The following is a 12,953-nucleotide window of genomic DNA, read 5'->3' on the forward strand; positions in this document are numbered from 1 at the left end:
GTTGAACGCGCCCTCTGTGCTCGGCGCGACGAATAGAATCATCTCGTAACTGATAGCTGGCTGGAGATACACACGCCGCACGCGTCGCCCACTTAGCCCGTTCGAGATGCGGATCGCCCACCGGGTGCGCGGCGGGTTCGAACGGTCGGGCATCGAAGCGAGAATCGTGGACAGAGTGAGTGCGGGCGTGGACCTGCAGGCAGCCGTCCTCGACACACTCGAGGAGGTGAGAGCGACACCAGGAGCCATCGTCCCTGTCGACGACATCGGGAGCGTGGTTCGTGGTAAGGTGGACGTTGAGGGTCGAGTCGTGGAGTTGTGGACACCCTCCCATCCATCGATTGCGCAGGTGGGGTTGCTCGAAGACGAGTCGGGGACGGTCAAGTTCACCAGTTGGGCGAGGAGCAACCAGCCCTGGCTGGCCGGAGGCGAGGTGGTCCGGTTCCAGAACGTCGCACGGAACTGGTATCGAGGACGCGTCTCGGTGGCGCTGACGGGCTGGTCGCGGGTCGAGTTCCCAGGGGTGAGCGCGCAGCGACTTGGATAGCGGGCACTGCGGCGTTCTTTTTTCTTACTCCCATTACCTACCCCACCCACCGCTCCCGTGGCTTCGCCACGGCAGCCACAACCGGGTCGGTGGGATGAGATTGGTAGGGTGAATAGTCGTGCGATCAGGAGATACGACCGGTGGGTTCAATGGAGGAGCGAAATCCGGTGGAATCAGCCACCCCAGAGATTGCCGGTATTGGTAGACAGAGAGCGTGGGTCTGTTACAGGATGTATGCAACGACACAGGGTCGCTCAAGAATGACCTCCTTCACGAATACGTTCGGTACCATCGCCGATGTACTCGTTATCAGTGGCGCACTCACCGCAGGATTTAGACTGTACGAACAGACGACAAATAGATGCACGACGGGGATCGGTCTACATATCACCCAACTCCAGCCAAACGAGACGGTCAACGACACACATCGACAGACGTTCGGAAACCTCTCTGCAGCGCAACAAGCTGTGTCCCGTGACGAACTTCCGGTCGACGAGTCTGTCCGTGCTGAAGAACCCGGAACGTTCGATGAATCATCAGTACCGTCGTACCGTACCAGGATGAACAAACTATATCGGGCACGTTGAGCACTCGGACTGCCCACCAATCGGTCGGTCGTCTCTCAAAATTGGAAGAGGAGCGATTCGAGCCGGTAGTATCGGAGCGGCTCTCGTTGGTACCGTACGAGCAAGTCGGTAATCGACTGTTTTCAAACCCGACAGGTGTCCGCTGACGAGGTGGTATCTCCCACACTCAGCGAGCCGTCGGTATGACCGCTTCGTCGATTCAGTAATAACAGTAGATAAGCTCTCGTCCTGTGTTGAGAGAGTCGCTCGATGAGAGAGCTCACGAACGCGAGGACATCTGGCCGCCCTGCTGGCGGGATTCTCAAGTACTACCTGTACAAGGCCACGAAGGGTGTCGAGTTCTATCGGCCGATCATGTATCTCTTCTTCCTCGCACAGGGACTCTCATTCACGGAGATAGCGGTTCTCGAGGTCATCTATAATCTCACGACCTTGCTCGGGGAGATACCGACTGGATACATTGGAGACCGAATCGGTCGGCGTCAAAGCCTGCTCGTTGGGACGACGCTAATCTCTGGCACGCTCGTCGCCATTGGATTCGCCGACTCGTTTCTCCCGTTGGCTGGACTGTACGTGGTATGGTCGATGGGCTATAACTTCCGCTCGGGTAGTGAGGACGCGTGGCTGTACGACACCCTCTCTGACGAGGATTCGACCGACAACTTCGCCCATATCCGTGGTCGTGGCGAAGCAGTGTCGATGGCGGTTGGTGTCGGTGCAGCGGTTCTGGGAGGGTATCTGGGGAGTGTCGACCTCTCGTATCCGTGGTTCGTCGCCGCGGGTGTGACCGGGTTAGGTATCGTCGTACTGCTAACACTCGACGAACCAGAGTCGTTCGAACAGGAGCAATCTGACGAGCTGAGCCTTCGCCAGACGGTTGGTATCGTCGGCGATGTCCTCGGTCATCCAACGCTCCGGGCGTTTCTCCTGTACTACTACGTCCTCTACGCGGCCGTTTCGTACCTCGTGTTCATATTCTTCCAGCCGGTGTTTCAGACAGTCGTTCTCGACTTTGGTATCAGTCAGTCGCTCGTTGAGTCACTGCTTGGCTGGTTTTACGCCGCCTATAGCCTAGTCGGAGCGCTCCTCAGCTACTACACAGGGGCGATCAAGCGGACGATTGGCCTTCAGACGTGGTTCATGATTTTGCCCTTTGCCGTTGGTTCCACGCTCGTCGCCATGTACGTCATCCCGGTTCTGGCGCTCCCGACGTTCTTGCTGATCCGGGGGCTCTCTGATGTCACCCGGTCGCTCGCTGGTCAGTACATCAACGACCGAATCGACTCGCTCGGCCGAGCGACCGTTCTGAGTGCGATGGCGATGGTGAGCGGATTAGCAGTCATCCCATTCCAGCTTGGAAGTGGCCTCATCTCTGATACTGTCTCGCCACTGTTCGCGCTGGGTATCGGTGGAATCGTTCTCCTCGTCGGGTCGACCGTTATCCTCCTCTGGGAAACCCCCGTCACCGATGACCTGCCAGACTCTCGTCCCGAAGATCGACGACAGCAGGAAGAGCAAGTGTGACCGCTGAAATTTGAAACGGGCCCAAGCGAGTCGGGAAAATGGCAGGGTAACGAGTGGTGTTGGCCAGTATTCGCCCTCTGAAGCCCCCGAGTAATGGAAGTGTCACACAATCTAGAAGGTGCGGACGAAGACGCTGGACCGACTCCTTAGCGGAGCCAGCCCAGAAGCTTGTAGTCGTGGTCGGGGGTGTACGTCCGGAACAGGAGGCTGTTCGAGAGCACCGACACGCTGGAGAAGGCCATCGCACCGGCCGCGAGCACTGGCTGGAGCAGGCCGAGCGAGGCCAACGGAATCATCGCCGTGTTGTATCCGAGTGCCCACACGAGGTTCTGTTTGACCTTCGAGAGCGTCGCATCGGAGATACGAATCGCCTTCACGACGTCGACTGGGTCGTTCCGCATCAACGTGACGTCCGCAGCCTCGATTGCGACGTCCGTCCCCGACCCGATGGCGGTTCCGACGTACGCAACAGCGAGGGCCGGAGCGTCGTTGACGCCGTCACCGACCATCATCGCGCGTCGCCCGTCGTCCTGAATCGACTCGACAGCGTCGGACTTGTCTTCGGGGAGCACCTCGGCCCGGACGTTCTCACGGGGGATGCCGACCTGCTCGGCGACGGCGTGTGCCGTCCGCTCGTTGTCCCCAGTGATCATCATCACGTCGATACCGCGCTCATGGAGCTGGCTGATGGCGTCTTTCGCACTCTCCTTGACCGTGTCCGCATTTGCAACCACGCCCAGAAGTTCGCGCTCATAGGCGACGAGCATCGCCGTCTTTCCCTCGTTTTCGAGACGCTCCATCGTCTCCGACGCGGGAGTGGGGTCGATATCGTTGTCGCGCAGGAGCTTCCGGTTGCCAACGAGAACCGCACTGTCACCGACAGTGGCCCGAATGCCGTGGCCAGGGACGTTCTCGAAGTCGTCCGGATCGGGTATGTCGATACCACGGCTTTCGGCACCTTCGACGATGGCCTGTGCGAGCGGGTGTTCGCTGCCACTCTCTGCGGTTGCGGCGAGCTGGAGGACGTCCTCCTCCGAAAGCCGGTCACGGGCGGTGAGTTGGCCGCCATCCGTAGCCGCTTCGCCACCGTCAGTGACAGGTCTACCGCTGTCGTCGAGCACGACCACGTCAGTCAGCTCCATCGCACCCTCAGTGAGCGTCCCCGTCTTGTCGAAGACGACGGTGTCCACGTCCTTGGCGCGTTCGAGAATGTCGCCGCCTTTGAACAGCACACCGTTCTGCGCACCGATGGTGGTACCGACCATCGTCGCAGCAGGGGTCGCCAGCCCGAGCGCGCAGGGGCAGGCGATGAGCACCGCACTCGCGAAGACGACGACTGCGAATTCAAAGACTGAAATCGACCCTCCAGCAACTTCGGGGCCACCGGCGACCAGACCCCAGAGTGGAAGCGACTGGATGAATCCCGCCAATGCCTCGGGGAACAGGTACCAGACGACCCCCCACAGTAGCGCGTTGAAGATGACCGCGGGAACGAAGTACGCGGAAATTCGGTCGGCGAGGTTCTGAATCTCTGGCTGACGCGACTGAGCGTCCTTGACCGTCTGGACGATTTGTTGGAGCGCCGTATCGGACCCGACCTTCGTCGCTTCGATGAGGAGCACGCCATTCTCGTTGATGGTCGAGCCGACGACTTCGTCGCCCTCGCCCTTCTCGACAGGGACGGATTCGCCGGTCACCATCGACTCGTCGACAGCCGATTGCCCGTCGACGACTCGGCCGTCGGTGGGAATCCTCTCACCAGGACGGACCTTCATCCGGTCGCCGACCTCGACGTCTTCGAGGGGAATCTCCTGCTCGTCTCCGTCGTCATCGACGACGGTGGCCGTTTCGGCTTCCATCTCCAGTAGCTTCCGGAGCGCATCGCCAGCCTGGCCTTTCGAACGGGCTTCGAGGTAGTTCCCGAGCGTGATGAACACGAGGATCAACGCCGCGGTGTCGAAGTACATCCCGCCGGCGATGAGTCCTGCGAGGACGGCGACGGAGTAGACGTACGCCGTACTCGACCCGAGTGCGATGAGTACGTCCATGTTGGCGCGACCGTTCTTCACGAGTGCCTTGTAGGAGTTCTTGTAGAAGGGCCAGCCCAGAATGAGTTGGACGGGCGTTGCAAGAGCGAACTCTACCCACCCGAACTCGACGCCGAAGACCGTCTCGGGGACAATTCCACCACCGAGTAGGAACTTCTCGACGAGGAAGAAGAGCATAGGCGCCGACAGGGCTGCACCGAACAGTGTCAATCGACGTTGCCGTCGAATCTCCTCTCGCCGAGCGGCATCGCGGGCGTCCTCGTCCGAACCTCCTTCAGTCGACTCCTCACGTACGGGTGAGTACCCAGCGGCCTCGATGGCATCGTACAGCGCCTCGATTGACGTGTCTGCAGGATTGTAGACGACCTGTGCCTCATCTGTGGCGTAGTTGACGGTCGCCTCGACGACGCCTGGCGTCCCTTCGAGTGCACTCTCGTTCGTCTCGGCACAGTTCGAACACGTCATATCGGTGATTCCGATGCTCACCGACTCCGAGACCACGCCATACCCCGCGTCGTCGATTGCGTCGTAGATTGCACCGAGCGATACCTGATCGGGGTCGTACTCGACCGACCCTTCGTCAGTGGCGAAGTTGACGTTCGCCGTAGAGACACCATCGAGAGATTCGACAGCGTCCTGGACGGAACCTGAACAGTTTGCACAGGACATCCCCGTGATGGTGAGGTGAGCTGTTCGCTGACTCATTGATTCCTACTAGGGGTTCCTCCTTTTCACGAATTGCTACTTCGAGAGTGTCGTTTTGCGCGTCGTATTCTTACGAGAACTAAGCGAGCTGGGCGAAGCCCCTCACACCTCGGCGTCGAACCGTTCGTAGCGCTCTTCGAACCGAGAGCGACACGACGGACAGCAGAAATGATAGACGCTCTCGTCAAGCCGTCTCGATTCACCCTCGCTATCGACGGTATTTCCACACTCGGCACACGACAGAGCGAACTCAGTTCCGTCAATCGACGGTGTCCACTCGACATCATCCACGAGCGTGACCGAGTAGTCAGTCGTCGAGCTGTTCTTGAAGAATCCGTTAACCCAATTTCTGATGTTCTGGGCTTCTGACCTGCCGTAGAACCACAGTTCACCGTTGACCGTGACGAAGAGGTGTTCTACTCCTTCGGCGTCGGCGAGACGCGCACGAAGCTGTTCGGTTTCCTCTCCCTGTGGCTTCACGCGAACGAACACAGGCACACCAGCACGCAGGATTCCGCGGTTGACGTCGATCGTGAATCGGTTGATGACACCGGCTTCCTCTAAGCGCTTGACTCGATCGGAGACGGCTGGTCCAGAGAGGCCGACGGTTTCTCCAATTCCGCTGTACGGCCGCCGGCCATCCTCTGCCAACAGCGAGAGGATCTCTAAATCGGTATCGTCTAACTCGCGCATATCTCTATGACTTTGAGCCACCCGCTCATTACTGTTGTCAGCATCTCGCTAACGAATGTAAAGTTTCGATGGCCCAGTACACTAGCCCCAAAGCAACAAACCACATAGATGACCCTCCCGTACTTGAGTATGGAATGACTCAGACCATCACCGTCGAAGGAATGACGTGTGGACACTGCGAGCAGACTGTCGAAGATGCCCTCAATGAAGTCGCTGGCGTTACCGATGTCAGCGCCGACCGCGAGGCCGAACAGGTGAGCATCGAAGGCGACGCGGATACTGATGAACTCGTACGCGCCGCGGAAGATGCTGGATACACAGGTCACGCCTAATCAGGAGACCTCGACTCAGGCGCGAACTGCTTTCTCCCTCGTCTTTTGACCAGATACCCTCTATCAGTGTTTAGTACCAAACCTGATGGCTGAGATTCGTCGCGGTTTTTGACAATCACGGAAGCCCCTGTACTGGTCGATAGGGCGGACGCCCTTTTGGCAAGAGTCCTGAGTATGTTTTATCTGGCTGGAATTATCCTCTCCCGTATGTATGAGGCGACATTCGAATTCCAGGCAGACGGACTAGTCGCCGCACTCTCTCGAGAGTACGACGCTGCTATCCAGTTGTGGTGCAATGAGCACTGTGACTTGTTGTATGTCCGGTCAGAACGGATAGATGATTTGCGCTCGGAGCTGGATGAACAGGTTGGACTTCAGGAGTCTATTCTGGAGGGTAATCAACTCGTCACAGTGACCGAGCAGTGTCTGCGTCAAGAAGAACAGACACTCGTCGAGACTCATTTAGCGAATGAGGGGTGCCTCTCACTGCCCCCGCTAATCTACGAAAGCGGCCGAAAGCAGAGCAAGGTTCTTGCGCTCGACCCGGCAGCGCTCACTGCTGTGTACAATAGTCTCAGACAAGAAACACGAGTCAATGTATTGGCCAAACGAGAGATCAACGGACTCCATCCAGAGGTACCCATTCTCGGTCTGGACGATGTCCTTCCCCGGCTTTCGGCCCGACAACTCGAGACGTTCCGAATCGCTCATATGCAGGGCTACTACGAACTTCCGCGTGAGACGACCACTGCTGAGTTAGGCGATGAATTGGGGGTTAATAGACGAACCGTAGAAGAACACCTCAGACGTGCAGAAAATAAAATCGCCGCCGCGCTTGCAGACCACCTCACACTGTTGCAGTGAGTGACCTATGCGATAGCATATAAAGAATTGCGCGTTTGGAAGGGGTATCTTTATCTACAACCTATGGTAGATGTGAGTCATACCCATGGAGAATAGTATCACCCGCAGGACATTACTGGGGGCAGTCGGGGCAGGGGGGTTCGTGAGTATCGCAGGATGCGCAGGAGATTCGGGGGACGGCGGTGGCAACGATGACCCGTACAGTAGCGAGACGACTGCGGGGGATGGGCAATCGACTGATAGTAGTACAGATGACACTTCGACGGCAACTGGTGGATCGGCGAACGTCGCCTTGTCGATGGACCCGACCGAAGGGGTCTGGCAGGTGTACGGAGGTGTGAGCCCGTACTACACGAACATCCTCGAGCCACTCATCTGGGTGAGCGAGAAGATGGAGTTGGAGCCGTGGCTCGCGACGGAGTGGGAAGCGACCAACGAGACGACGTGGGAGTTCACGCTCCGAGAGGGCGTGAAATTCCACAATGGGGAGGAGCTCGTCGCAGAACACGTGGTTTGGTCGTTCGAGCAGGTGCTCAACGAATGGTCGTACGCCCCTGGGTGGCTCCACGTCGAATCAGGCAACGTGAATGCGCTGGACGAGTCAACCGTCGAGTTCGAGACGACCGACCCATTCCCGACGTTTCCCGGGACGATTGCACACAACATGATCGCGATCCAGCACCCGGACCGGAGTCGGGAGAACACCGAACCGATCGGGACTGGCCCGTACCAGGTCGAACAGCGTACACAGGGGCAACACGTCCGGACCTCGGGGTTCGACGACTACTGGAACGGAACGCCGTCGCTGGACGAGTTGACGTTCAGTGTCATCACGGACCCGAACACACGCGCACTCTCCCTCCAGAACGGGGATGTGGACGTCGCGTTCGACCCACCGAAGAGTCGGGTCGACAAACTCGACAGCAACAGCGGGACGAACGTCACCACGCAGTTGTCACCTGGTGCAGTGTACGTCGGCTGTAACATCTACAAAGCGCCGATGGACGACCCGAAGCTTCGTCAGGCGCTCAACTACGCGACCTCTCAGTCGGACCTCGTCGAGACCATCCTCTCGAACATCGGCGTGCCCGCGAAAGGCCCGGTTGCCGAGAGTATCTTCTGGTCTGCCCACGAGAAACTCCCTGCATACGAGCGTGATACGGAGAAAGCCAAGCAGTTGGTCGAAGAGTCCAGCTACGACGGCGAGGCGCTCCAGTTCCACCTCTCGAACCAGCAGGTCGACGGGGAGCTACTCGCACAGGCACTCCAGCAGTGGTACGACGAGATTGGCGTCACCGTGGATATTCAGGTTACAGAGGAGGCAAGCTTCGAGGATACTGTCCGGTCGGGAGAGCCCCACCTCGTCTTGGAGTCCTCTGGGACGAACAGTGGTGCAGCGGACTACCTGATCTACGAGACGTTCCACTCGGAAGGAGACGTGAACGAACGTCTCTACAACGAGGAGGGGACTGGCATCTACAATCTCGGTGAAGAAGTCGACCAGCTCATCCAGGCCGGGTTCCAGACGGGTGACCAGGCCGAGAAGGAACAGAAATACGAACAAGCACTACAGCGAATCATGGAAGAGGCAGTCGTCGTTCCCATCAACTACTCGGAGTACATCGTCGCTGCCTCCGACGGGATCTCCTCGATGGACCTCAGACCCATTCCAGAGATGACTCGCTGGACTGGACTGAAAGTCGGCCAGTAATCTCTACACATCAACACTTCGTAATGTACCAATTTGTTGCGCGGCGCACGGCAACCATGCTGCTCGTTCTGGTCGGGGTGTCGATTCTCACGTTTCTTTTGTTGTTCCTCACACCGGGCGACCCGGCTGAGACGATTCTTCGCCAGCAGATGGGCGGACGAACACCGTCGCTCGAAGCAATCGAGCAGTTTCGCCAGAGTGAGGGACTGAACCGCCCGATACCGATCCAGTACGTGGACTGGGTGACCGACGTCCTCCAGGGCAACCTCCGGGAGTCCTACTATCAGGAGACGCCAGTGAGTACGCTCATCATCAACCGGATTCCTGCCACGCTCGAACTCGCTGTCGCCGGAATGGCGGTTGCTCTGACGATTGCGATTCCGACCGGAATCGTCAGTGCCGTCCACAAAGGAAAGGCCCCTGATTACCTCAGTCAGTTCGCTGCGCTAGTTGGCGTCTCGATGCCGAACTTTTGGCTCGGATACATCCTGATCATCATCTTCTCTCTCCAGTTGGGACTATTTCCAGTGGCGGGAGTCGGCGGCCTAGAGTCCCTCGTCCTGCCAGCGATAACGCTCGGATCGGGGATGGCCGCAATCGTCACTCGGTTAGTCCGCTCCTCGATGCTCGAAGTACTTGACGAGGAGTACATCGACACGGCCCGGTCGAAGGGCCTGAGAGAACGCATCGTTATCTACAAACACGCACTCAGAAACGCGCTTATCCCGGTCGTGACCATCGTCGGACTCCAGTTCGGCTACCTGTTGAACGGCGCTGTCATCGTCGAAATCGTTTTCCAGCGACCGGGGTTGGGGGCACTCCTCATCGATGCGATTTTCGCACGCGATTACCCAGTTGTTCAAGGGCTCGTCCTCGTCATCGCTGTCATCTTCGTATTGACGAACTTCGTCGTGGACCTGACCTACCGCTACATCGACCCACGAATCTCGTTCGGAGGTGAGAGTGCGTGAGTAATCAAGACACTACTACGAAGCAGTCGGTCATCGCGACGACCCGTCGTCGCTACCGTTCGGTGAAGAACTCGCGGCGGCTCGGCCGCTTCCTCAGCAACCGTCTCAACGTGGTCGGCTTGCTGTTCGTCAGCGTGGTCGTTCTCTCGGCGATCTTCGCACCGGTGATTGCACCGGAGGGACCGAACGAGCAGGACCTGTTCAACCGTCTCGATTCGCCGTCGGTCGACCATCCGATGGGGACCGACCAACTCGGCCGCGACGTCCTCTCACGGCTGCTCTACGGGGCCAGAATCTCGCTGCAGATCTCCCTCGCCGTCGTCGCAATCACGCTCGCTATCGGAACGGCGGTCGGCCTCGTCGCAGGCTACGCAGGCGGGTGGGTAGACGAAGCGTTGATGCGGTTCGTCGACATCTTACTCGCCTTCCCAGGGATACTACTGGCACTCGTCATCGCGGGGATCCTTGGCCCGAACCTGACGAATATCATGATCGCCCTCGCGGTGGTCGGGTGGACGCAGTACGCCCGTATCATTCGTGGGAGCGTCCTGAGTGTCAAACAAGAAGAGTTCGTAAAAGCGGCACAGTTGATGGGAGTCCCACGCAGGCGCATCGTCCTTCGGCACATCCTCCCGAACGTGGTGACGCCGGTCATCGTCCTCGCGACGATGGACATGGCGTACGTCATTCTGGGAACGGCGGGGCTGTCGTTCCTGGGCCTCGGCGCGCAGCCACCGACACCAGAGTGGGGAACGATGCTCTCTCAAGGGCGGAACTTCGTCGACACCGCGTGGTGGGTCGTCAACTTCCCCGGACTCGCCATCATGATCACCGTCCTCGGGTTCAACCTACTAGGGGATGGACTACGCGACGTTCTCGACCCGCGCGACATGGGTGACGTCGAAAACAAGGGTATGTGAAATGAGTGAGACACTACTGGAGGTCGAAGACCTCCACACGCGGTTTGCAACGAGAGAAGGGACAGTCCACGCCGTCGAAGGCGTATCGTTCAGCGTCGATAGGGGTGAAATCGTCGGGGTCGTCGGCGAGAGTGGTTCGGGGAAATCCGTAACGGCTCGTTCGCTCATCCGCCTCGAAGACCCCGGCTACATCGAGCGGGGTTCAGTTCGGTTCGATGGCATCGAGATGACTGACGCCGATGACCGCACGATTCGTCGCGTTCGTGGCGATGGGATGGCGATGGTGTTCCAAGACCCGATGGAGACACTGAACCCCGTGTTCTCGATCGGGGAGCAGATCGTCGAGTCCATCAAGGTCCACGAATCGCCCGAGAAACAGCGGTTGCTCGACTACCTCAACGTTCCCCTGTTCAGTAGCAGGGGGAAACGGAGTCAGATGCGACAGCAGGCTATCGACCTCATGAGCGAGGTTGGAATCCCGCATCCCGAGACGCGTGTCTCGGCGTACCCCCACGAGTTCTCGGGCGGGATGCGCCAACGCGCGATGCTGGCCATCGCACTCGCCAGAGAACCCGACCTCTTGATCGCCGACGAGCCAACGACAGCGCTCGACGTGACGATTCAGGCCGAAATCCTCCAGCGCATTCGCGACCTCAACGAAGAGTTGGGGATGGCCGTCCTGATGATCACACACGACCTCGGTGTGGTCGCCGAACTCTGCGACAAGGTCGTGGTCATGTACGGTGGTCAGGTGATGGAAGAGGGGCCCGTCGAAGACGTGCTGACGAACCCGAAACACCCGTACACGGAATCACTGCTCGGGTGCATGCCACAGACGTGTGACCGAGGGGAGCCACTGAACGTCATCGAAGGCAGAGTCCCGTCGATGGTCGGTGAACCCACTGGTTGCCCGTTCGCTAGTCGATGCTGGTGCTCGTCTGAGAGCTGTACTACCGGGGACCTACCGACAGAACGGGTTGGAGAGGACCATACCTCGCGCTGTCATCACGTCGAAGAACTCAGCGAACCGATGGAGGCCGACCAGTGACACGGCCTATCGTCGAGATCGACGACGTCGTCAAACGATTCCCTGTCGACGATTCACTCTTTGCGAAGCTCCTCGGTAACGACACGTACGTCACTGCAGTCGACGGCGTGTCACTCTCTATCGAACCCGGTGAGACGCTCGCGTTGGTCGGCGAATCCGGTTCTGGGAAGTCGACGCTCGCCAACTTGGTCACCGGCCTTCACGCACCGACAAGCGGGACGATACGATTCGAAGGCGAGGCTGTCGGAGAGGCAACCACCCGAGACAAAGAGACCCTCGCGGCCATCGGAATGGTGTTCCAGAATCCCCGTGGGAGTCTCGACTCTCGACACACTATCGAGCAGATAATCGCTGAACCACTCAAGGCCCGTGGCTGGTCCGCATCTGAGCGTGAGCAGAAAGTCGAGTCCCTCATCGAACGGGTGAATCTCTCGCAGGCATATCTCTCGAGACATCCCCACGAACTCTCGGGCGGTGAAGCCCAGCGGGTTGCTATCGCTCGAGCCATCGCTCTCAACCCGCGATTGATCGTTCTCGACGAACCTGTGAGCGCCCTTGACGTGAGCGTCCAGGCCAAGATCGTCAACCTGCTGATGGAGCTTCAAGAGGACTTGAATCTGACGTACCTGTTCATCGCGCACGACCTCAACGTCGTCGAGCACATCGCAGACCGGATTGCGGTCATGTACCTCGGCCAGCTCATGGAACTCGCCCCGACGGAGGCACTCTTCACACAGACGAGCCATCCCTACACGGAGACCCTTCTCTCTGCGATTCCGAGTGTCGACCCGACGACCCAGAAAGAGCGGGTAATCCTCGATGGAGATATCCCGAGTCCAATCAACACGCCTAGCGGCTGCGTGTTCCATACCCGTTGTCCACTGGCAGACGAGCAATGTGCGACTCAAACACCAGTGCCCGAGGATATTGGAGAGTCCACTTCGTGGTGTCACTATGCCACCGAATTTACCAATGATGAGAAACAGATTGCAGGGCGGTGAGC

The 12,953-nt window shown here is 58.7% G+C and carries 12 protein-coding genes; 10 read left to right on the top strand and 2 right to left on the bottom strand.

Annotation, left to right across the window (positions count from 1 at the left end; genetic code table 11):
• Positions 1–106 precede the first annotated feature (106 nt).
• The 3 genes from MX571_RS07480 to MX571_RS07490 all read left to right on the top strand — a co-directional run bounded on the left by MX571_RS07480 (position 107) and on the right by MX571_RS07490 (position 2,658).
• Positions 107–547 carry a hypothetical protein gene (locus MX571_RS07480; protein ID WP_247415088.1) on the top strand — a complete coding sequence of 147 codons (441 nt, stop codon included), beginning with the start codon at positions 107–109 and terminating at the stop codon, positions 545–547.
• 260 nt (positions 548–807) lie between these two features.
• Positions 808–1,134, top strand: coding sequence for a hypothetical protein (locus tag MX571_RS07485; RefSeq protein ID WP_247415090.1), 327 nt, complete (start codon positions 808–810; stop codon positions 1,132–1,134).
• A gap of 249 nt (positions 1,135–1,383) precedes the next feature.
• On the top strand, positions 1,384–2,658 hold the full coding sequence (locus MX571_RS07490) for an MFS transporter (RefSeq protein ID WP_247415093.1): 1,275 nt from the start codon (positions 1,384–1,386) through the stop codon (positions 2,656–2,658).
• A 146-nt stretch (positions 2,659–2,804) separates the two neighbouring features.
• Here the strand turns inward: MX571_RS07490 and MX571_RS07495 are convergent, their stop codons facing one another.
• Together MX571_RS07495 and MX571_RS07500 are read right to left on the bottom strand one after the other, a co-directional pair.
• A complete protein-coding gene (locus MX571_RS07495) occupies positions 2,805–5,411 on the bottom strand; it encodes a heavy metal translocating P-type ATPase (protein ID WP_247415095.1) in 2,607 nt (868 codons plus the stop codon).
• A gap of 102 nt (positions 5,412–5,513) precedes the next feature.
• Entirely contained in the window at positions 5,514–6,104 is a 591-nt protein-coding gene (locus tag MX571_RS07500) for an AsnC family transcriptional regulator (RefSeq protein WP_247415097.1), read from the bottom strand.
• 134 nt (positions 6,105–6,238) lie between these two features.
• Here MX571_RS07500 and MX571_RS07505 point away from each other — a divergent pair, with 134 nt between their 5' ends.
• From MX571_RS07505 to MX571_RS07535, 7 genes are all read left to right on the top strand, one after another.
• Entirely contained in the window at positions 6,239–6,436 is a 198-nt protein-coding gene (locus MX571_RS07505) for a heavy-metal-associated domain-containing protein (protein ID WP_247415099.1), read from the top strand.
• A gap of 207 nt (positions 6,437–6,643) precedes the next feature.
• Complete coding sequence (locus MX571_RS07510) at positions 6,644–7,300, top strand: helix-turn-helix domain-containing protein (protein WP_247415100.1); 657 nt, start codon at positions 6,644–6,646, stop codon at positions 7,298–7,300.
• An 85-nt stretch (positions 7,301–7,385) separates the two neighbouring features.
• A complete protein-coding gene (locus tag MX571_RS07515; protein WP_247415101.1) occupies positions 7,386–9,011 on the top strand; it encodes an ABC transporter substrate-binding protein in 1,626 nt (541 codons plus the stop codon).
• 23 nt (positions 9,012–9,034) lie between these two features.
• Positions 9,035–9,982, top strand: a complete 948-nt coding sequence (gene nikB / locus MX571_RS07520; protein ID WP_282594474.1) for a nickel ABC transporter permease — start codon at positions 9,035–9,037, stop codon at positions 9,980–9,982.
• Positions 9,979–10,902: a nickel transporter permease gene (gene nikC / locus MX571_RS07525; protein WP_247415105.1), complete on the top strand. Its 924-nt coding sequence runs from the start codon at positions 9,979–9,981 to the stop codon at positions 10,900–10,902. Before nikB ends, nikC begins: the two co-directional genes overlap by 4 nt.
• A 1-nt stretch (position 10,903) precedes the next feature.
• Positions 10,904–11,950 carry an ABC transporter ATP-binding protein gene (locus tag MX571_RS07530; RefSeq protein ID WP_247415107.1) on the top strand — a complete coding sequence of 349 codons (1,047 nt, stop codon included), beginning with the start codon at positions 10,904–10,906 and terminating at the stop codon, positions 11,948–11,950.
• The gene (locus MX571_RS07535; RefSeq protein ID WP_247415109.1) at positions 11,947–12,951 is read left to right on the top strand and encodes an ABC transporter ATP-binding protein; all 1,005 of its coding nucleotides are present in this window, start codon (positions 11,947–11,949) and stop codon (positions 12,949–12,951) included. The genes MX571_RS07530 and MX571_RS07535 overlap by 4 nt, the downstream gene beginning before the upstream one ends.
• The last annotated feature ends 2 nt before the right edge of the window (positions 12,952–12,953 follow it).

The organism is Halomarina salina (genome assembly GCF_023074835.1).
GTDB classification, from domain to species: domain Archaea; phylum Halobacteriota; class Halobacteria; order Halobacteriales; family Haloarculaceae; genus Halomarina; species Halomarina salina.